Origin of the sequence: Caballeronia sp. LZ043 (assembly GCF_031451075.1) — a bacterium.
Taxonomy (GTDB): domain Bacteria; phylum Pseudomonadota; class Gammaproteobacteria; order Burkholderiales; family Burkholderiaceae; genus Caballeronia.
Window position 1 is genome coordinate 1,613,103 of record NZ_JARUXT010000001.1, and the last position, 17,671, is coordinate 1,630,773.

Below are 17,671 nucleotides of genomic sequence, written 5' to 3' on the forward strand. Positions count from 1 at the left end.
ACACAATTGAAGCTTACAAAACAATTTGCGCAAACGCTTGCGAGGGTTTATGCGGAAGGTTTTCTGCCGACGAATGAGCGATTGCGCCGTTCATGGCGGCGTGGCCCTGTTGTTTGATGGCAACTGGCTTGCCGGCTTTGTGCGCTACGGCGATTTATGCCGACGAACGCGGGCGTCGCAAGTCTAGCGGGACACCGACCGGCGATTAAGCACCGCTTTGAAGAATAATCTTTACACCTCATGCAACAGAGCATTATTCAAGCTTGCAGCCAAGGAGTTCTTTAGCCTTCCAACGCCGTTCCCGTAGGGCGCCGCGGTAAAACTTTGCATGGCGCACAAGCTCTTCATTGCGATTATTCCCGTCTCGGCAAAGATCAATCAACAGATAAGAGAATGATCTTCGTCAGGCCCGTCTTTAAACTCCGTTCCAAGCTGCTTGAGAAGAACGGCAGCATCATCAGACATCCGAATCGGAGTTACCTATCATGAAGACGCTCGTTTCCGCCCTTGCTGTTGCTGCCGCCCTCGCTGTTCCCGCCCTGTCGTTTGCCCAGCAAGCCGACGCGCCCCTTTCGCGCGCCCAGGTCCGTGCCGAGCTGGCCCAGTTGCAGCAAGCTGGCTACAACCCGAACATCAGCGATCCGTCGTACCCGCAAAACATTCAGGCTGCCGAAGCTCGCGTGAGCACGCAGACGAGCGATTACGGTTCGGTGGCGGCAGGGTCGTCGCAGTCGGGTCGTACAGCCGGCGCACAGCCGCGCGCACTTGGCGCGTATTTCGGTCAGTAATAGCGTCGACGGGCGGTCCGATCATCCGGAATCGCCCTCCTCCGTCCAATCCACATGGCGGCAAGCGCAAAGAGCGACATCTTTCGATGTCGCTCTTTTATTTTGCATGCGTGATGCAAAATGCCCATCTGCATTAATGATGCTGCATGCAAAACGCAAACGCGTGCGATCACGTTTTGCTGCATTCGCGCTCATGCGGCAAGCCGTGCTTCGATACGCGCGGTATCCATCAATTCGCGGGAATAGTCACCACCGGCGACTTCGAGGTGTCCGTCACCTCCGCGAGCGCCATCAGGTTCTGCACCACCGTGAACGCGTATTTCGAATCGAAGTCGCCGCGGTCAATCCAATAAGAAGACTCGTCGTAGAGCACGCTCACATACGCATCCTTCGGCGGCTTCTCTCCCGTCTTCACCACGATGGTCGGCCGCGTTTCACCGCCGATCAGCCCGATCGTCGGCATGGTCGCGCCATTGCCTACCTGCTCGTTCGGCACGGCGATCTGCGCGCCGAGATCGGTCAGGATGCCGAGCACCGAGCGCGTGACCATCGGAATCCGGTCGTGATCCGCTGATTGCCCGTAGACGATCTCGTAGGTCTTCATCTTCGGCGACAGATGCAGGAGCTTGCGCACGAGCGCCAAGTCGTCGGTGACCTGCTTGCTGTCGCCGCTTCGCGTCGCACCGAGCGTGATGAACACGCCGCTCTTGTCCGCATCGTTGATCCGGCTGGTGCCCTTGGCCGTCTTGTCGTCCTTGCCGTTGTCCGTATTGCGCGACTCGACGTTCAACTCACCCGCCAGTTGCAGACGGCGCAGCGCCTGGAGCAACAGGAAGAATTGCGGCGAGCCCGACGAATTCGGCCCGCCCAGCGCCGTGCCGTTCTGCAAACCCGCAATCGACTGCGCGGTGATGCGCAGCAGCAGGTCGATCGGAATCCCGCTTTCCGCGAGCGGCATCACGAGCGTCGGCGACAGCGGCCGGATATACGCGCTTGCGTAGGCATCGCCGGTGGTCGGCGTGAACGTGAAAGTGGGATGGTTCGAGTAGGACACGCTGCCGGTCGCCTGCGCGTAGTTCGGCTGGGCGCCGGAGCCGGCGTTCAGGATCGCGCCGCCGGTGGCATCGAAGGTATATGCCGCGATGATGCTGCTCACTGTGAGAAACGAAGGCGCATCGGCGAAGCGCAATCCGACAATCGCTGCAAGAATTTCACGTTTTTTTGCGTCGCCGAGCGCGCGGGCGTAGTCGACCTGATCGGCCTTGAGGCGGCCCGGTCCGATGCCCGCGCAACCTGCTGCGAGTACGGAAGCGGAGAGAATGGCGATCGATAGCGCTTTCCTTGTCATGGGTCTCAATGAAGGTGAAAGGGAGGATCGACGGCGTACCGCCGCGGAGCACCCGGGCGGCGGCCGCAAATTTCATACCTTTGCCTGCAAATAAAAAGTGGAACGCGTTGCAAAAAAAGCGTGCGAACGCGATCTGGCGCGTTGCACGCCGGTTTTCCGGCAAGCCTGGCGGCTTGCCTCCGATCATCGATCGCTCATGCGTCCGGAGCGGGAAGCGCCTGATCCGTCGACGGTGTTTGCAACGGACCTCGAGTTTGCGCACGGTCCTGACGCACCGGCGTCCGGCCGATGTTGCGCGCCGCTTCCCGATGCTGCGCGACGAGCGCATCGAGGCGGTCCTGTGCGAGTCGCGGTCCGTCACCGCGCGCGAATGCGGATGCGCCCGGTATCGCCAGCATGACCGATGCAACAATCAGCGCCGCGCCGAAAGGCTTGCTTTTCATGATTCACCCCGCAGGAGCGCGGCCTTTCATCCGGCCGCAGGCTCAGGATCGCACAAGGCCGCGCAGCGCGCGCGGCATCCCTGCCATGCAGCGCGCAGACATGCCACGCTTATCCGCCAAAATGCAGTGCTTCGGTGCATGAAGCCCGCTTTACATGCTTCGCGTGCTTGCACATGGCGCCGCCGTTTCCTATTCCTTACATCGGGGCGTCGAATTGTCATACCGGCGCCATCGAGTCAGGATCACTGGAGATCTGCGTTCATGAACCTCGCCATCTTCTTCGACGGCACGTGGAACGAACCCAACGATCGCACCAACGCCTATCTGCTCTACAAGCTCGCGCCGGAAACCGATCAGCAGGAAACCTTCTACGTGCCGGGCGTCGGCACGCAGGGCAAGGGCCTGTTTGCGCTCGCCGACAAATTTCTGGGCGGCGCCTTCGGCGACGGCCTCAGCCAGAACATCAAGAGCGGCTATGCATGGCTGTGTCAGCGTTACCGGCCCGAGGCGAAGATCTATATCCTCGGCTTCAGCCGCGGCGCCTATTCCGCGCGCAGCCTGGCGGGACTCATCCGCAAATGCGGCCTCACCAACGGCTGGGACGCAGACTCGGTCGATCAGGCCTACGGCATCTATCGCGATCGCGATGTCGGGGCGTCGGCTGAATCGGTCGTCGCCTTCCGCAAGCAGTTTTCGCGCGAGGTGGATGTCGAGTTCATCGGTGTGTGGGATACCGTCGGCGAACTCGGCATCCCGCTGGACGGCCTGCCGGTCCCGGGTTTCTCGAGTTACTACCGGTTCCACGACACCACGCTTTCGAACAGCACGAAGGCGGCTTATCACGCGATCGCAGCGAACGAATTCCGCTCGCTCTATAAGCCGACCTTGTGGACCCCCGGCGAGGAAGCGCGTGGTGACTTGCCGCTCGAACAGCGCTGGTTTGCGGGCGCGCATGCGAATGTCGGCGGCGGCTATCTCAGTCCGCCACGCTCGCCCGCGGATCTGCTGCCGCTGATTCCGGCCGAATGGCTGCGCCAGAAAGCCGCCGCGCGCGGTCTTGCCATCGACGGTCCCATCCAGATTCCGCCGCTCGCCTACGATTCACAGCCCATCGATTCGTACACCGAGTTCACCGCGCACCACCCGTTCCTCAAGGCAGTCTGCAAGGAGGAGCCGCGCACCGCCGGTCAGGCGCTGAACGAAACGATCGATCCGAGTCTCGTCGCGCGGCTGAAGGATCCGGGCTTTCTCAGCGCGTATCCGGGGTTCGTCACGCAACTGAAGGCGCTTACTGTCGGCACATGAACGCGTTATACCCCATGTGCAATGCGTAAGTCGATACGCACGCCATGCGCCGATAGTTGCAATCGCAATCATCTGCGCGCCTGGCCGGCAATACGTCCGTCCGCAGCCCATGCTCCGCCCGGACACGAGGAGACCGGAATGAGCACATCCACGACAGCGGAACGCGCTGCGCACCCTTCCAGCACTCAGGAAGACGCGGAAGACGCGGAAGACGAAGCCGGCAGCGGTCAGCCGGGTCCGCGCGTCGCCGACGATCTTGCTGCGTGCGAAGCGCTCATCTCGCATGCGGACGCAAGTGGCACGGTGTTGACGAAGCCCGACGTCGACGCCGTACGCCGCGCGCGCGAGGCGTTCGATCAAGGCGTATGGGATCGCGCGATTGGCGGCGCGTTCTACGAGGCGATGATCCGCATTGCCGCCTCGGTGCACTATCCCGGACGACGCATCGCCAGCGATCTCGACCACTGCCGCGACCTGATTTCGTACGGCGCGCAGAACGGCAAGCTGCTCGACGAGCACGATGTCGAAGCCATCGCGAAAGCGCGCGCGGCGCAGGGAGAGCACGCGTGGGACGCGGGCATCGAGAGCGCGTTCTACGCCGCCATGAGCCGCATCGCCCATGCAGTCGCGCCGGTCGTCGCGGAGACGGCGGGCGACGAGGCGCGGCACGGCGCGCGCCGTGCGATCCGCATCTACACGTATTCGGCGATCGCGCTGACGGTGTTCGTCGTGTCCCTGTCGTGTCTGTTGTTCGTCGCCAATCAGGTCGCCACGGACATCGCCACGGTCGTCAAGAGCAACGACGCCGCCGCGCTGACGCTGCACAACCAGTTGCAGGCGCATGCCGTGGCGATCGGCGACGCCGAGAAAAAGCACGACGCCGATGCCGTCATCGCGTTGCAGAACTCGCAACCCGCGCTGCAGATCAAGGAGGAACTGCAGAACTTCGCAACCAATAATCGCCAGTTGTTCGCGGACGTATCGCGCATCAGCGCCTTCACGACGAGTCTCGGGCTCGGCGCGATCCGCAGCCCCTACAAGGCGCCCTGCGACGCCCAGGAAAGCGTGCTCAATTTTCAGGGCGCTTATCGCACTTCGCATTCACCGCGCTATTTCTCCGGCAAGACCCAAAGCGGCGACTGGCAATGCAATCCGGATGTCGCGCGCAAGGTGCTCGAAATCACGCTGCCGCTGCTCGCCAGGCCGAACGCGGAGCCCGGCGACAGCCATCCGCCCAGCGACCTCGACGCCGTTCAGCAAGGCTTCCAGAAAATCGCCGTCTATCAGGACATTCGCGCGATGGCGCTCTATGCAAACGACATCATCCTGTCGATCGTCGGCGCGGTCACCGGCTTCATGTTGCCGGTGCTCTATGCATGGCTTGGCGCGTGCGCGGCGATCCTGCGCCAGCTGTCGGCCGAATCCGCGGCCAGCACCTTCCATCCCGAGCATTCGAAAGTGGCGAACCGGGCGCATGTGACGAGCGCGGTGATCGTGGGGATATCGATCGGGCTGTTCAGCGGCTTGCTCGAAGGCGGCAAGAATATCTCGCCGCTCGCCATCGCGTTCATTGCGGGTTATGCGTCCGACAAATTCTTCTACTTCGTCGATCGTCTGGTGGGCGCGATGTTCCCGCCGCGCGTCGATCATGTGGATCACGCCGCGCGTCGTCCCCCCGGCGCGTCGAAGGACACGGCGAAGACGCTTCGGTCAGGCTCCTGAACGCGCGCCGCAGCGTTCAAAGACTCAGAACAGATGCGGCGGACGGGGTTCGGTCATCTCGCGCGGAAAGGTCTCGTCGAGTTCGAACTCGATGCCCGGATAGTCCTGCAAGCGTCCGCTGACTTCGGTTTCGCGCTCGCTGGTGAAGAGGCCATCGAGGAAGTCGAACGACAGGTGTTCGACCAGTGCCTTCAACGCCAGCTCGGCGCTGCGCTTCGGCTCCGTGACGATATCGCCCGAATCCGTGCGCGAGCAAAAGGCGCCGTTCTTTGCTTCCATCGCGCCGATGTCGATCACCTTGCCATCCACGTTCTGCGCCAGCACGCGCTGTTCGACCGCGAACAACCTGAAGGGACGCGCGAGGCCGGCGGGAGCATCGGCGCCGGATGACGAGTCTGAGCGATTGGACATGATTCAATTCTCCATGGCTGCATTGGTGAGATGCGGTCAGCAAGGCCTGCGCCCGCCGGTGCATCGGATCAGTATGGAGAAGCACAAAAAAAACCGGACGCACGAGGCGTCCGGTTTTGCAACGATCCGCGGCACGCGGCCGCGAAATATTGCTTAGAAGCGGTGGATGATACCCACGCCCGCCGCGAACTGGCTGCGCGAGGACGACGGGGCGCCCTGGAAGCCGTCGCCGATCGATGCAGTCGCGTTGATCTGGCGGTTGACCGCGCCCGTCGGCGTGAACACCGGCGTGCCCAGCGTGCGGCCATTCGCGCGCTGGAACGCTTCCAGTGCGTACAGGCCCGTGCGCTTCGACAGCGAGTAGTACTGGGACAGGTTGAACTGGTGGTACGACGCTGCATCGTCGATGCCGTTCGCCTTGCTGGCCCACGTGTAGCTGTAGCCTGCCGCGAAGTCCCATGCCGTCGTTGCCTTCCAGTGCAGCACGGTGCCCGCCGTGTTGAAGATGGCCGTATCGGTGAACTTCGAGTTGATGCCCGGGATGTACTGAACGTTCGTGTACGTCGCCGAGACATCCCACGCGCTGTTGAAGGTGTAGCCGAAGCCCACCGCGAAGCGGTTCTGCGCCTGCGCGCCCTGGTAGCCGTTGGTCACCGCCGACACGCCCGACTGACCGCCGGTGTTGGTCGTCGAGTCCGCGCCGTACACGCCGCCGCCGTTGGTCGAGTTGTTGATGCGCGTGAACGCCACCGCGCCGCCGATCGGGCCTTGCTGATACTGGATCGCAGCCGACCACGTGGAGCCCTGGTAGGCGCTGTCAGGCACGCCTGCGAGCGAGTACGAACCGCTCACCGTGAAGCCGTACAGCTTCGGCGACGTATAGACGATCGAGTTGTTCGCGCGGTAGATCGTGTCGAGTTCGTCCAGATCGCCCGGGTGCGCGCCGAAATAGCCGGTCAGCCAGTTGGTCGGGCTGTACGGCGACATCAGCGTGTAGTACGAGGTGTATTGACGGCCCAGCGTGAGGGTACCGTAGCCCGGGTTCGTCAGACCGACCCATGCCTGGCGGCCGAACATGGCGTTGGTGTACTGCTGGCCGCCGGTATTGATGTTGAAGCCCGATTCCAGCTGGAAGATGGCCTTGTTGCCGCCGCCCAGATCTTCAGCGCCCTTCAGGCCGAAGCGGCTGCCTGCCCAGATGCCCGACGCCATCTTGACGTTGGAGCGGCCGCCGCTGTTCGAACCCAGCGACGTCTGGCTGCTTTGATAGACGATCGAATCGTCGACGATACCGTAGAGCGTGACGCTGCTCTGGGCAAAGGCCGGTGCCGCGGCCGCGAATGTCGTGGCTGCGACGGCAGCGGCCTGGGTCAGCGCAAAACGCTTCATTTTTTATCTCCTCATGCAATGGGCTGAACTTGTGTCGTCGACTTGTGGAACCGGTGCCGCCGAAGCGGCTTGACGTGTATCAAGTCGTAACTTTTATCGACGGGAAGTGTATGGCTTACAGACAGAATGCGAAAGGACGTCACACTTTGTTGTCGTTTTTTTTCACTGTCTGGTTAACCAGAATTTCCGCAAGCTGCGTTTGGCGGCATCCGGTCGCGAAACTGACGAATGCCTGACGCCAGCATGGCTTCGGAGCGGAGTTTGCACGAAACGAACGATCGCACGGCGGCACGGCCGGATGGACCTGAGCAGTCGATGGGGCGGGGATGCAAGGAAAGCTGGAAAGCCTGAAAAGGCCGTGCGCCTTGAGTCTGGCGCGAGGGAAGCGCGGTGCGGGTCAGCCGACCCGCCGCGTCAGGTTGAAATTACTTCCATGAAGCAAATGGCTTTCGGCTCAGCGTCACGCCACGGCGAACCGAAAGCATCAAGAATGCATTATGCCAGCGCCCGGGAGCGGCGCTGGCGGTGATCCTGGCACCGCTCAGGGTTCGATTTTCGTGCGCAGCTCGCGCGCGGTTTCCAGGAGCCCTTCATAGCCCGAGCGGGCATGCGCGGGAAGATCGGGGTCGCCGACGAGTGTGCCAAGTGTCTCGATGATGCTGTACAAGATGCCCTTCGCCGCGCCCGCGGCCATCTTGCCGGCGGCGTAGGACTGATCGACATGCGAGATCGCGGCGTCGAAATGCTCGACGTCAGGATGTGCATCGTCGATCTGCGGAGCGTCGCTGCGCGGCTCGGTCGGGTCGTTGTTCATGATGGATGTCCTCCGTGCTTGAATGTTCGCCTGCTGTCGATGGACTCTCTTCTGTCTCTGTATAACGCCGCGCCGCTCCCCGCGCAATCGAGAGCGCTCCGCAGGAAGTCCGCTCACGAAGCTCGCTTATGAAGCCGGCAGCTCCTGCACCGGCTGGATGAAATGGACGCGGCGCATCTCGCCGCCGCCGCGACCGGTGCCGTGCGGAACCCCTTGCTCCGACAGCAGCGCGCGCAGATCCAGGATCACCGGAAACACCTCGTGGTTGTGATCCGCGCCCTGCCGGTCATGCGCTTCCTGTTCACGCTCGACGATCCACCGGTCCTCCGTAAAAATGCGCTCGGTAAACCAGACCAGCAGCGGCCACGCGGCGTCGAGCACCAGCGGCAGCTTAGGGCGGCGGATGGACAACAGGCCGAAGGTGCGGTTGGTGCGCTGCTCGGCGTCGAGCGGCACATAGGCGATCCACAGATCCATCACCATGGTTTCGTCCTTGGTGCGGATCTTGAGCGTCTGCCACGGGTACTCGGTGCGGACCGTCATGACGTCCTTGTTCGAGTCGTCCGGTTTCGCGCCGCGCTTCTGGCTGAACACCAGCGCCTCGCCGATCGGCTGCTTGCCCGCCTCCCGCGCGAACACGTAGTCGACCTCGATCCAGTCATCTCCGCGACGCCGTCCGAGCGAACGCGCGCGCATGCTGCCCATCTGCCGGCGATGCAGGAACTGATGGTTCATGTCCATCAGATTTTCGTGCATGAAGGTGTAGTGGCACTTCACATCGCCGCCGAAACGGCGTGTCTTGTAGGCGCGATCATCGGCGGAACCGAGCTCGGGGAACTTCGCTTGCGGGGCGAGCGCCGGGTCGCCGGTGAACACGAAGATGAGCCCCGCCGCCTCGCGGCACGGATAGGCGCGCACGCCGTTGGGCAGGCGCTCGCGGCCAAGATAGGGAATGTCGGTGCAGCGGCCGGTGCAATCGTAGGTCCAGCCGTGATAGCAGCAACGGATCGACTCGCCGTCGACGACGCCCGCCGACAGCGGCACCTGCCGATGCGCGCAGCGGTCCTCGAGCGCGAACACCTGGCCCGATTCGGTGCGCACGAGCACGATCGGATCGCCGGCGAACTTCACGCCATGCGCGCGGCCGCGCTTCACCTCGCGCGACCACGCGAGCGGATACCAGTTGTCTGGATGGATGTCGACGCGGCGCAGATCGCGCGTCGGTCTTGCGGGTGTATCGGTGGAACCGGCTTCCTGCTCGCCTTGCGGCAACGCTGCGTGCATGTACGACGCCTCCGGGAAAGGGAGATCGGATTGAGCGCCCCGGGCGACTGCGGCGCAATGAACGACCATTCGCAGTCTACACGGCGATGTCGGTTTCGGCGCGTGCAAGCTTGTCCTAAATCAAGCCGATGGCTACGCGTCCCGCCCCGCGTTCCCAAGGTGCGCATGCAGGTGATCGATCAGCGCTCGCACCTTCGGTGGCAGGAAGCGGTTCGGCGGATACAGCAGCCACACCGGGCCCTGATACGCGCGCACCTGGATCTCCCAATCGGCCAGGACGGGCTGCACGCTGGCGGCGGCGAGCGCATCGCGGGCCGCGAATTCGGGCAGCGCCGCGATGCCGAGCCCTCGTTCCGCCGCCTCCAGCCGCGCGCCCGCGTGATTCGCGAGGTAGCGGCCGTGCACCGTGACCGTCGCCGTCTCGGCGTTCTCTCCGGCCGCGTGGGTCGCGTGCCGGGTGAAGCGCCAGCGATTGTCGTCGGCGGTTTCGCCGAGATAAATGCAGTCGTGCGCCGCGAGTTCGCGCGGATGCTCGGGCACGCCCCGCGCGCGCAAATACTCCGCCGACGCGCACAGCTGCCAGCGCACGCGCCCGAGCGGACGGGCGGCGAGCCCCTGCGGCGGCTGGCTGGTCGCGCGGATGACGAGATCGATGTCGTGTTCGAGCGGATCGATGTCGTGGTCGCTGAAGACAAGCTGCACGTCGACTTCCGGATAGGCCGCGAGAAACGCCGGCACGAGCGGGTGGATGACGGATTTCGCGTAGGCCGTCGGCGCCGACAGCGTGACGCGCCCCTGCGGCTTGCCGGTGGAGAGACCGGCGGCATCGACGGCGGCCGCGGCGGCGGCAGCCATGTCGCGGCAATATCGATACACCTGCTGCCCTGCTTCCGTGACGCGGACCTTGCGCGTCGAGCGTTCGAGCAGGCGCGTGGCGAGCGCCTCCTCGAGACGCTTGATCTGGCGGCTCACCGTGGAGGGTGGCGTGCCCAGCTGCCGTGCGGCGACGGAGAAGTTGCCGGCATCGACCACGCGCGCGAACACGGCCATGTCGGGCATCAGGGCGAACAGATCGACGGGATTCATTTGTGCATCGGCGACAATAACGCTGTGCGTGACGACCTGATTATCGCGTGCCGCGCATCATTCGACAATGACGGCTTCTTTCGCTTCTTCTTTCGGAGCCGTCCATGTCCCGCGAATCGCCCGCCCGCCGCATGCTGCCGCTTGCCGATCTCCTGCTGTTCGCCGTCGCGATGGTGTGGGGAAGCAGCTATGGCGTCGTCAAAAGCGCACTGGCCTTTTATCCTGTGCTCGGACTGCTGACCCTCCGCTTCGGCATCACGTTCTGCCTGCTTGCCGTTCATTTGCGGCATCTGCGGTCGGCTGGCAGGAAGACGCTTGCCGGTGTCGTCGTGCTCGGCCTTTTGCTGCTGTCGATCTTTCTCGCCGAAACCTTCGGGGTCTTGCACACGCGTGCTGCAAATGCTGCGTTTCTCATCAGTCTGTGCGTCGTGCTGACACCGCTCGTCGAATGGGGCCTGCTGCGCCGACGGCCCTCGACGCCCGAATGGATCGCGGTCGGCGTGTCCTTCGCGGGCGCCTGGTTGCTCGCCAGCAACGGCACCCTTTCCTTCGATTTCAATCTCGGCGATGGCCTGATTCTCGCCGCGGCCGTGTTGCGCGCGTTATCGGTCTGCGTGACCAAGCGCGTGCTTCGAGCGGCGCCGCTGCCCGCGCTCACGGTGACGGCCGTGCAGGCGGGCGTCGTGACGATCGGCAGTGCGGCGATCGCGTTGACCCTCGCGCCGTCGCAATGGCAGGCGCTGCCGTCGGTCGCGGGTCATGCGGCGTTCTGGGGCTCGGTGATGTATCTCGTGTTTGCATGCACGCTGTTTGCATTCTTTGCGCAAAACTACGCGATCGGCCGCAGCAGTCCCACGCGGGTGTCCCTGCTGATGGGCAGCGAGCCGGCCTTCGGCGCGCTGTTCGCAAGCATCTGGCTCGGGGAGCACGTGTCGACCGCCGGATGGATCGGCGGAGCGATGATCGTAGCCGCCTCGCTCATGGCAAGCGTCTCGTGGCGCGGTCGGCTGGTGCGCCTCGGTGCGGGTGCGCGCTCGGCTGGCGAAGCTTGAATGCGTTATGCCAATTTCTCGAAGACGACGCTGAAATTGTTCGCGGGCATCGCGATGACTTCCCTGAGTGCAAAGCCGACGCGCCCGCCTGTTCTTTCCACCTCCTCCAGATCGCGCACGCCCCAGCGCGGATCGCGGGCGCGCAACTGTTGATCGAAGGCTTCATTGCTCGGCGCCGTGTGCGCACCGTTGCGCCGGTATGGCCCGTACAGGTACAGTACGCCCCCCGTGCCGAGTCTCGCGCCGGCGCCCCGAAAGAGCGCCTCCGTGGCTGCCCACGGCGCAATGTGGATCATGTTGATGCACACCACCGCCGACACCGCGCCGATTTCCCAGTCATTGCTCGTCACGTCGATAGCGAGCGGTTCGCGCAGGTTCGTTAGTCCGGCGTGAGCGCGCCAGGCCGCGATGGAGTCGCGCGATGCGGCATCCGGATCGCTCGGCTGCCAGACGATGTCCGGCAACGCGGCAGCGCAGTGCGCCGCGTGTTGTCCGGTTCCGCTCGCGATCTCCAGCACGATCCCGGTTCGGGGCAGCACCCGCTTGAGGACCGATAGAATCGCATCGCCATTACGCTCGGCGGCCGGCGCGCGACGGCGAATGCCGGTTTCGGGTTGCGGTGTGCCATGGGGATCGGATGCTGCGTCGGTCATTTGGGTCGTGTCGTGGTGAGGGTGCGGGGAAGGCGTTGCGAAACGCCGGCGATTGGGTGTTTTCAGGATTCGTATCGTGCGTATCTGGGTATTGCAGGTTCGATCGGGGTGGGTGGCTCGCAGCGTTGCGAACTTCAATGTTCCGCAAGACCAGTCTTAATCGCGATAACTTGCTTCGCCTGCGGCATTCGCAGTTGCTGCAACTTCCGTCGGCCTTGCGGCTTCAGCGACCCACCGCCGACGAGACGTTTGCAGCCCTCAGAACGATGATGATCACCTGCAAGCCCGCAAGCGCTCGCAGCTCTTCGGACGGACGCGCGAAACGCACCATACAGGGTGCCCGCACCGCGCGCCTGGGCTCGATTCGTGCTGATCCGGCCCGCGGCAAGCGCGGCGGGACATGAAACCTGTGTATGCTCCCGGTTGATCCCGCGTCCGCCGCTCATTTTGCATGATGCGTTTTGCATGCGAAATGCCATTTGGTATGCATGAGCCATGCATGCAAAACACAGCAAGGCATCCGCTTGCAACGCTTCCCACTGAAAAGAAGCAGCGCATGCGGCGCAATCGAAAATGGAGTCAAGCATGCAGCATGATCCGAACCAGCAGGCGCCGGAGCAATCGCGTCCCGGCCCCGACGACGACATGATCGCCTTTGCAAGCGAAGTGTTCGACGTGGCCCGCCGCGGCGACGCTTCAATGCTCGACGCCCTGCTCTCCAAGGGTCTGCCGCCCAACCTGCGCAACGACAAGGGCGACAGTCTCGTGATGCTGTCGAGCTATCACGGCCACGCCGACGCCGTGCGCGTGCTGCTCGAGCACAAGGCCGATCCCGACCTGCGCAACGACAACGGCCAGACGCCCATCGCGGGCGCGGCGTTCAAGGGCTTCACCGACGTGATCGAGACACTGCTTGCGCATGGCGCCGATGTCGAGGGCGCGTCGCCGGACGGACGCACCGCGCTGATGATCGCCGCGATGTTCAATCGCGTGGAGATCGTCGAGTTGCTGGTCGAGCGTGGTGCGGATCCCGATGCGCGCGATGCCGGCGGCTTCTCGGCCCGCGACGCCGCCGAAAAGATGGGCGCGCCCGATACCGCCGCCCGCCTCGCCGAAATATCGGCTGCGCGCAGTCGCCCGGGCGCTGCATGAGGGTGCAGGAAGAGGCGCACGGCGGCGGTCACCGGGCGGTCACGGCGCATCGACTTCCGCCTGCGGCATTTTGCATTCAGCCTTTTGCATGCAGGATGCAACCCGTCCTGGCGATCGACACACACAGCATGCGGGGCGCAGTGTGCTAAAACGGGTACGCCGCCGGCAACCGCGCATGGCGGACGCACATGCACGTGCACATGCGGATAGCAACCGCGCGACGCCACGATCCGACCAACGACAATCAAGACCAACAAGCAGGTGATTCGGAACCATGGAGCTTTTGTGATGACAGGCGGTTTCCCGCAACGGGGTCATGGGTCGTCGAACCGTGAGCACGCGCCTCGCCGCGTGCGTCGGATCGACGGGGCCTTGCACGCGGCCGCGTACTGCCTGGCGCGCCTGTTCGCGCGCATGCTGGCGCTCGCCGCCCGATGCACATCGGTTGGCGGACGAACCTGCGCACGAACCCGCAACGCTTTCCGCCCTCGCACCGCAGCAACCCTGCTGGGCGCCGCGGCGCTCTCCGCATGCGGTTTGCTGCCGAAACAGGTGCCCGCGCCGATCGTCGAGCATTCCTACATCCCGACGCCCGCCGAAGCCGCGCCCAACGAGCCCGAGGAGCCCTTGCCCGAAGTGCAGGCGCCCGAGCCCGCCTCCGCCGTCAAGCCCGCGCCCGCACCGAAGCCCAAGCGCCGCATCGTCCGGCCGAAACCGCAGGAGCCGGCCGTCACGCCGCCGCCCGAGCCGGCCGAACCGCCGCCGCCTCCGCAGATCATCTCGACCCGCACCATGCAGCACGATCAGCTGCACGGCCTCCTCGATGCCGAGGTGCAGCGCCCGGACGGCAAGGTCGTCGGCCGCGCGGTGGACATGTATATCGATACGGCCGCGCGACCGAAGCTGCTGATGGTGAACCTCGCCGGTTTCATGGGCGTCGGCGACCGCAAGGTCAATTTCCCGTGGACGGCCTTCCGCTTCACGCCCAATGCGAAGGGCGCGCCGATCACCTTCGTGCAGCCGGCGCCGCCCGCCAAGGGCAAGCCTGCCGATCCGGCGCCCAAGCCTCAGCCAGTCAACGAGGCGCCGCCGAACCTCGTGCAGCTGGTCGATTCGACGGTGGCGCAGAAGAGCGGCGCGCGCATCGGCCGGGTGGTCGACGTGCTGGTCGATTCGCAGTCCCAGCCGCAGGCACTCGTCCTCGATCTGTCGAGCTCGCTGGCGGAGGACAAGCGCCACGTGGCCGCCAACTGGGGCGACCTGCATGTCGTCTCGCACAACAAGCAATGGCAATTACAGATGGACTTCAACGACGCGCAGCTTAAGGCGACGCCGACCTACTCGCCCGAGCAGCCGATCAAGATCGTCTCGCCGGTGGTGCCGGCGCCTGCGTCGGCGCCAGCGGCCGCATCGGCCGCATCGGTCGCGTCTGGCACATCGGGAACATCGGGCGCAGCAGCGACGGGCCCCACAGGGACGACGGCATCGGGCGCTGTGTCGGCGCAGAAGCCGGCCTCCAGCGCGCGCCCCGCCAAATAACGGATAACGACATCGAGAACAGATTCACAACATGGTAATTGCACGCAGTCTGCGCGCGCTCGACTGGCTGAACTTCTTTGTCGCCAACGTGCAGACCGGCTTCGGCCCCTTCATCGCTTCGTACCTTGCGGCCAACAAATGGACGCAGGGCGAGATCGGCCTGATGCTTTCCGTCGGCACGATCAGCGCGATGGCGAGCCAGTTGCCGGCCGGCGCGCTCGTCGACGCCATGCGCAACAAGAAATTCGCTGCGCTTTCCGCGATCGTTGCGATCATCGTGAGCGCGCTGTTGCTCGCCGCGAGTCCGACCTTCGTCCCCGTCTTCGCGGCCGAAGTGCTGCACGGCTTCGCGAGCTGCATGCTCGTCCCGGCGATGGCCGCGATCTCGCTCGCCCTCGTCTCGCGCGCCGATCTCGGCGACCGGCTGGGCCGCAATGCGCGCTGGGCATCGATCGGCAGTGCACTGACCGCTGCGTTGATGGGTGCGTTCGGCGAGTACCTGTCGCTGCGTTCGGTTTTCTTCCTGACCGCCGCGCTCGCCGTGCCGGCGATCTTTGCGCTGCGCATGATTCATTACGACATGGCGCCCGCCGTACCGCGCGCACCGCCCGGCAAGCCGAAGATCACGCCCGAAGGTGAAGAACGCGAGTCGCTGCGCGAGTTGCTGAAAGACCGGCGCCTTCTGATCTTCGCGGTGTGCGTCGTGCTGTTCCACCTGTCGAATGCGGCGATGCTCAATCTCGCCGCCGGCGAGGTCACCGCGCACATGGGCGACAACGTTCAATTGGTGATCGCCGCCTGCATCATCGTGCCGCAGTTCCTCGTCGCGGTGATGTCGCCATGGGTCGGACGCCAGGCGCAGAAATGGGGACGCCGGCCGGTGCTGATCCTCGGCTTTTGCGCGCTGCCCGTGCGCGCGATCCTGTTTGCCGGCGTGAGCAGCCCTTACCTGCTCGTGCCCGTGCAGATGCTCGACGGCATCAGCGCGGCGGTGTTCGGCGTCATGCTGCCGCTCATCGCGGCGGACGTCGCGGGCGGGCGCGGACACTACAACCTGACTATTGGTTTCTTCGGTCTCGCTGCGGGCGTCGGCGCGACGCTCTCTACCGCGGCGGCGGGCTTCGCCGCGGATCGCTTCGGCACGACCATGAGCTTCTTTGGATTAGCCGGCGCAGGCGCGCTGGCCGTGCTGATGGTGTGGCTCGCGATGCCCGAGACCCGCATCGAGCATGCGAAGACCGTGGAGGTCGAACCGCCGGTCAAGGCCTGACCTTGCACGCGCGCTGTGAAGCTACGCGTTATCGCAACGGCTTCAGGCCTTCGAGCAGCGTCGGGATCAGTTCACTCACCGTCGGGTGGATGTGCATCGCGCGCTGCAGCGTCGTGTAGGGCGCATCGGCGTTCATGATGTCGATGAAGGTATGGATCGCCTCATCGCCTTCTATGCCGTAGATCGCCGCGCCGAGGAACCGCTTCGTGCGCACATCGACGAGCGCTTTCATGAAACCATCGGTTTCGCCGCGCTCACGGGCCCGGCCGACACGCGCCATCGGCATCGTCGCGATGAGCGCCTCGCGGCCGTCCTTGCGCACCTCTTCCTCGCTCATGCCCACGCGCGCGAACGGCGGATCGACGAACACCGCGTACGCCATGATGCGCGTGTCGACGCTGCGCGCCTCGCCATCGATGAGGTTCGAAGCGACGATCTCGTAGTCGTTCCATGAGGTATGCGTGAACGCGCCGCGCCCGTTCACGTCGCCGATTGCATAAATGCCCGGCACGCTGGTGCGCAACTGGCCGTCCACGTCGATCATGCCGTGCCGGTTCACAGCGATGCCGGCTTGCTCGAGGCCGAGATCGTCGGTGTTCGGCGTGCGGCCGGTCGCGAACAGCAGATGCGACGCATCGACCGTCCCCGTGCCGGTCACGATGCGCACGCCCGCCGCCAGCGGCTCCACGCGCTGCAAGTCGGTGTCGAAGCGGAACTCGACGCCCTCGCGCGACAGCACGTCCTGCATCGCGCGGGCCACGTCCGCGTCCTCGCGTGTGAGGATTCGCTCGCCGCGCACGAGCAGCGTCACGCGGCTGCCGAAGCGCCGGAACATCTGGCCGAATTCCAGCGCGATATAACTGGCTCCGACGATCACCAGATGCTCCGGCACCTCGGTGAGTTCGAGGATGGAGGCGTTGGTCAGATAAGGCACGCTCTCGAGCCCGTTTACGGGCGGCACCGCGGCGCGCGTGCCCGTGTTGATGAAAACGAGATCGGCATCGATGTCCTGGGTCGAGCCGTCGGCGGCCTCGATGCGCAATGCATGCGGTCCTGTGAAACGTCCGTGGCCCTTGAACACGGTGAGGTTCTTCGTGCCGCGCAGCCACTTCTCGACGCTGCTGCGGGAACTGCCGATCACCTCGTCCTTGCGCGCTTTCACGCGGGCCATGTCGATGGCGATGTTGCCGTCGATCATGACGCCGTAGCGTGCCGCCGTGCGCGCGACATGCGCGGCCCGTGCACAGGCCACGTAGGTCTTGGTGGGCGTGCAGCCGACGTTCACACAGGTGCCGCCGAACAGATGCCGCTCGATGACCGCCGTGCGCCGGCCACTCTCGGCCAGCCGGACCGCGAGCGGCGAGCCGCCCTGTCCCGTGCCGATGACGACTGCATCGAAATGCTGTGACATGGTG

The 17,671-nt window shown here is 64.6% G+C and carries 17 protein-coding genes; 8 read left to right on the forward strand and 9 right to left on the reverse strand.

Annotation, left to right across the window (positions count from 1 at the left end; translation table 11 throughout):
• Positions 1-485 precede the first annotated feature (485 nt).
• Positions 486-788: a DUF4148 domain-containing protein gene (locus QCE64_RS07285; RefSeq protein ID WP_309916370.1), complete on the forward strand. Its 303-nt coding sequence runs from the start codon at positions 486-488 to the stop codon at positions 786-788.
• 229 nt (positions 789-1,017) lie between these two features.
• On the opposite strand, the gene QCE64_RS07290 is transcribed toward QCE64_RS07285, so the two are convergent.
• Both QCE64_RS07290 and QCE64_RS07295 read right to left on the reverse strand, forming a co-directional pair.
• Complete coding sequence (locus QCE64_RS07290) at positions 1,018-2,136, reverse strand: hypothetical protein (RefSeq protein WP_309916372.1); 1,119 nt, start codon at positions 2,134-2,136, stop codon at positions 1,018-1,020.
• 194 nt (positions 2,137-2,330) lie between these two features.
• Positions 2,331-2,579 carry a hypothetical protein gene (locus QCE64_RS07295; protein ID WP_310003245.1) on the reverse strand — a complete coding sequence of 83 codons (249 nt, stop codon included), beginning with the start codon at positions 2,577-2,579 and terminating at the stop codon, positions 2,331-2,333.
• Positions 2,580-2,840: 261 nt separating this feature from the next.
• On the opposite strand from QCE64_RS07295, the gene QCE64_RS07300 reads away from it, so the two are divergent.
• Both QCE64_RS07300 and QCE64_RS07305 read left to right on the forward strand, forming a co-directional pair.
• Entirely contained in the window at positions 2,841-3,884 is a 1,044-nt protein-coding gene (locus QCE64_RS07300) for a DUF2235 domain-containing protein (RefSeq protein ID WP_309930132.1), read from the forward strand.
• A 138-nt stretch (positions 3,885-4,022) separates the two neighbouring features.
• On the forward strand, positions 4,023-5,606 hold the full coding sequence (locus tag QCE64_RS07305) for a hypothetical protein (protein ID WP_310003247.1): 1,584 nt from the start codon (positions 4,023-4,025) through the stop codon (positions 5,604-5,606).
• Between the two features lie 24 nt (positions 5,607-5,630).
• Here the strand turns inward: QCE64_RS07305 and QCE64_RS07310 are convergent, their stop codons facing one another.
• From QCE64_RS07310 to QCE64_RS07330, 5 genes are all read right to left on the reverse strand, one after another.
• Positions 5,631-6,017 (reverse strand): hypothetical protein, encoded by a 387-nt coding sequence (locus QCE64_RS07310; RefSeq protein WP_310003250.1) that lies wholly within the window; start codon positions 6,015-6,017, stop codon positions 5,631-5,633.
• A 153-nt stretch (positions 6,018-6,170) separates the two neighbouring features.
• Positions 6,171-7,406 carry a porin gene (locus tag QCE64_RS07315; protein ID WP_309808409.1) on the reverse strand — a complete coding sequence of 412 codons (1,236 nt, stop codon included), beginning with the start codon at positions 7,404-7,406 and terminating at the stop codon, positions 6,171-6,173.
• Between the two features lie 541 nt (positions 7,407-7,947).
• Entirely contained in the window at positions 7,948-8,220 is a 273-nt protein-coding gene (locus QCE64_RS07320; protein ID WP_309916383.1) for a hypothetical protein, read from the reverse strand.
• A gap of 126 nt (positions 8,221-8,346) precedes the next feature.
• A complete protein-coding gene (locus QCE64_RS07325) occupies positions 8,347-9,504 on the reverse strand; it encodes an aromatic ring-hydroxylating dioxygenase subunit alpha (RefSeq protein ID WP_310003251.1) in 1,158 nt (385 codons plus the stop codon).
• Positions 9,505-9,636: 132 nt separating this feature from the next.
• Positions 9,637-10,590 (reverse strand): LysR family transcriptional regulator, encoded by a 954-nt coding sequence (locus QCE64_RS07330; protein WP_310003253.1) that lies wholly within the window; start codon positions 10,588-10,590, stop codon positions 9,637-9,639.
• A gap of 104 nt (positions 10,591-10,694) precedes the next feature.
• On the opposite strand from QCE64_RS07330, the gene QCE64_RS07335 reads away from it, so the two are divergent.
• A complete protein-coding gene (locus QCE64_RS07335) occupies positions 10,695-11,642 on the forward strand; it encodes an EamA family transporter (RefSeq protein ID WP_309916391.1) in 948 nt (315 codons plus the stop codon).
• A 5-nt stretch (positions 11,643-11,647) separates the two neighbouring features.
• Here QCE64_RS07335 and QCE64_RS07340 read toward each other — a convergent pair whose 3' ends face one another.
• Entirely contained in the window at positions 11,648-12,295 is a 648-nt protein-coding gene (locus QCE64_RS07340) for a DUF938 domain-containing protein (protein ID WP_309931594.1), read from the reverse strand.
• Between the two features lie 137 nt (positions 12,296-12,432).
• Here QCE64_RS07340 and QCE64_RS07345 point away from each other — a divergent pair, with 137 nt between their 5' ends.
• From QCE64_RS07345 to QCE64_RS07360, 4 genes are all read left to right on the forward strand, one after another.
• Positions 12,433-12,699, forward strand: a complete 267-nt coding sequence (locus QCE64_RS07345; RefSeq protein ID WP_309916394.1) for a hypothetical protein — start codon at positions 12,433-12,435, stop codon at positions 12,697-12,699.
• Between the two features lie 241 nt (positions 12,700-12,940).
• Complete coding sequence (locus QCE64_RS07350; RefSeq protein ID WP_310004180.1) at positions 12,941-13,447, forward strand: ankyrin repeat domain-containing protein; 507 nt, start codon at positions 12,941-12,943, stop codon at positions 13,445-13,447.
• Positions 13,448-13,735: 288 nt separating this feature from the next.
• On the forward strand, positions 13,736-14,986 hold the full coding sequence (locus tag QCE64_RS07355) for a hypothetical protein (protein WP_404987307.1): 1,251 nt from the start codon (positions 13,736-13,738) through the stop codon (positions 14,984-14,986).
• 31 nt (positions 14,987-15,017) lie between these two features.
• Complete coding sequence (locus QCE64_RS07360) at positions 15,018-16,256, forward strand: MFS transporter (RefSeq protein WP_310003258.1); 1,239 nt, start codon at positions 15,018-15,020, stop codon at positions 16,254-16,256.
• A gap of 28 nt (positions 16,257-16,284) precedes the next feature.
• Here QCE64_RS07360 and QCE64_RS07365 read toward each other — a convergent pair whose 3' ends face one another.
• A complete protein-coding gene (locus QCE64_RS07365; RefSeq protein WP_310003260.1) occupies positions 16,285-17,667 on the reverse strand; it encodes an FAD-containing oxidoreductase in 1,383 nt (460 codons plus the stop codon).
• Between the last annotated feature and the right edge of the window lie 4 nt (positions 17,668-17,671).

What these genes read in the sequence shown, in the direction of transcription:
- QCE64_RS07330 (WP_310003253.1), bottom strand. Translation starts at nt 10,590, where the DNA reads ATGAATCCCGTCGATCTGTTCGCCCTGATGCCCGACATGGCCGTGTTC.
- QCE64_RS07320 (WP_309916383.1), bottom strand. Translation starts at nt 8,220, where the DNA reads ATGAACAACGACCCGACCGAGCCGCGCAGCGACGCTCCGCAGATCGAC.
- QCE64_RS07345 (WP_309916394.1), top strand. Translation starts at nt 12,433, where the DNA reads ATGTTCCGCAAGACCAGTCTTAATCGCGATAACTTGCTTCGCCTGCGG.
- QCE64_RS07290 (WP_309916372.1), bottom strand. Translation starts at nt 2,136, where the DNA reads ATGACAAGGAAAGCGCTATCGATCGCCATTCTCTCCGCTTCCGTACTC.
- QCE64_RS07310 (WP_310003250.1), bottom strand. Translation starts at nt 6,017, where the DNA reads ATGTCCAATCGCTCAGACTCGTCATCCGGCGCCGATGCTCCCGCCGGC.
- QCE64_RS07325 (WP_310003251.1), bottom strand. Translation starts at nt 9,504, where the DNA reads ATGCACGCAGCGTTGCCGCAAGGCGAGCAGGAAGCCGGTTCCACCGAT.
- QCE64_RS07315 (WP_309808409.1), bottom strand. Translation starts at nt 7,406, where the DNA reads ATGAAGCGTTTTGCGCTGACCCAGGCCGCTGCCGTCGCAGCCACGACA.
- QCE64_RS07355 (WP_404987307.1), top strand. Translation starts at nt 13,736, where the DNA reads ATGACAGGCGGTTTCCCGCAACGGGGTCATGGGTCGTCGAACCGTGAG.
- QCE64_RS07295 (WP_310003245.1), bottom strand. Translation starts at nt 2,579, where the DNA reads ATGAAAAGCAAGCCTTTCGGCGCGGCGCTGATTGTTGCATCGGTCATG.
- QCE64_RS07340 (WP_309931594.1), bottom strand. Translation starts at nt 12,295, where the DNA reads ATGACCGACGCAGCATCCGATCCCCATGGCACACCGCAACCCGAAACC.
- QCE64_RS07335 (WP_309916391.1), top strand. Translation starts at nt 10,695, where the DNA reads ATGTCCCGCGAATCGCCCGCCCGCCGCATGCTGCCGCTTGCCGATCTC.
- QCE64_RS07350 (WP_310004180.1), top strand. Translation starts at nt 12,941, where the DNA reads ATGATCGCCTTTGCAAGCGAAGTGTTCGACGTGGCCCGCCGCGGCGAC.
- QCE64_RS07365 (WP_310003260.1), bottom strand. Translation starts at nt 17,667, where the DNA reads ATGTCACAGCATTTCGATGCAGTCGTCATCGGCACGGGACAGGGCGGC.
- QCE64_RS07285 (WP_309916370.1), top strand. Translation starts at nt 486, where the DNA reads ATGAAGACGCTCGTTTCCGCCCTTGCTGTTGCTGCCGCCCTCGCTGTT.
- QCE64_RS07300 (WP_309930132.1), top strand. Translation starts at nt 2,841, where the DNA reads ATGAACCTCGCCATCTTCTTCGACGGCACGTGGAACGAACCCAACGAT.
- QCE64_RS07360 (WP_310003258.1), top strand. Translation starts at nt 15,018, where the DNA reads ATGGTAATTGCACGCAGTCTGCGCGCGCTCGACTGGCTGAACTTCTTT.
- QCE64_RS07305 (WP_310003247.1), top strand. Translation starts at nt 4,023, where the DNA reads ATGAGCACATCCACGACAGCGGAACGCGCTGCGCACCCTTCCAGCACT.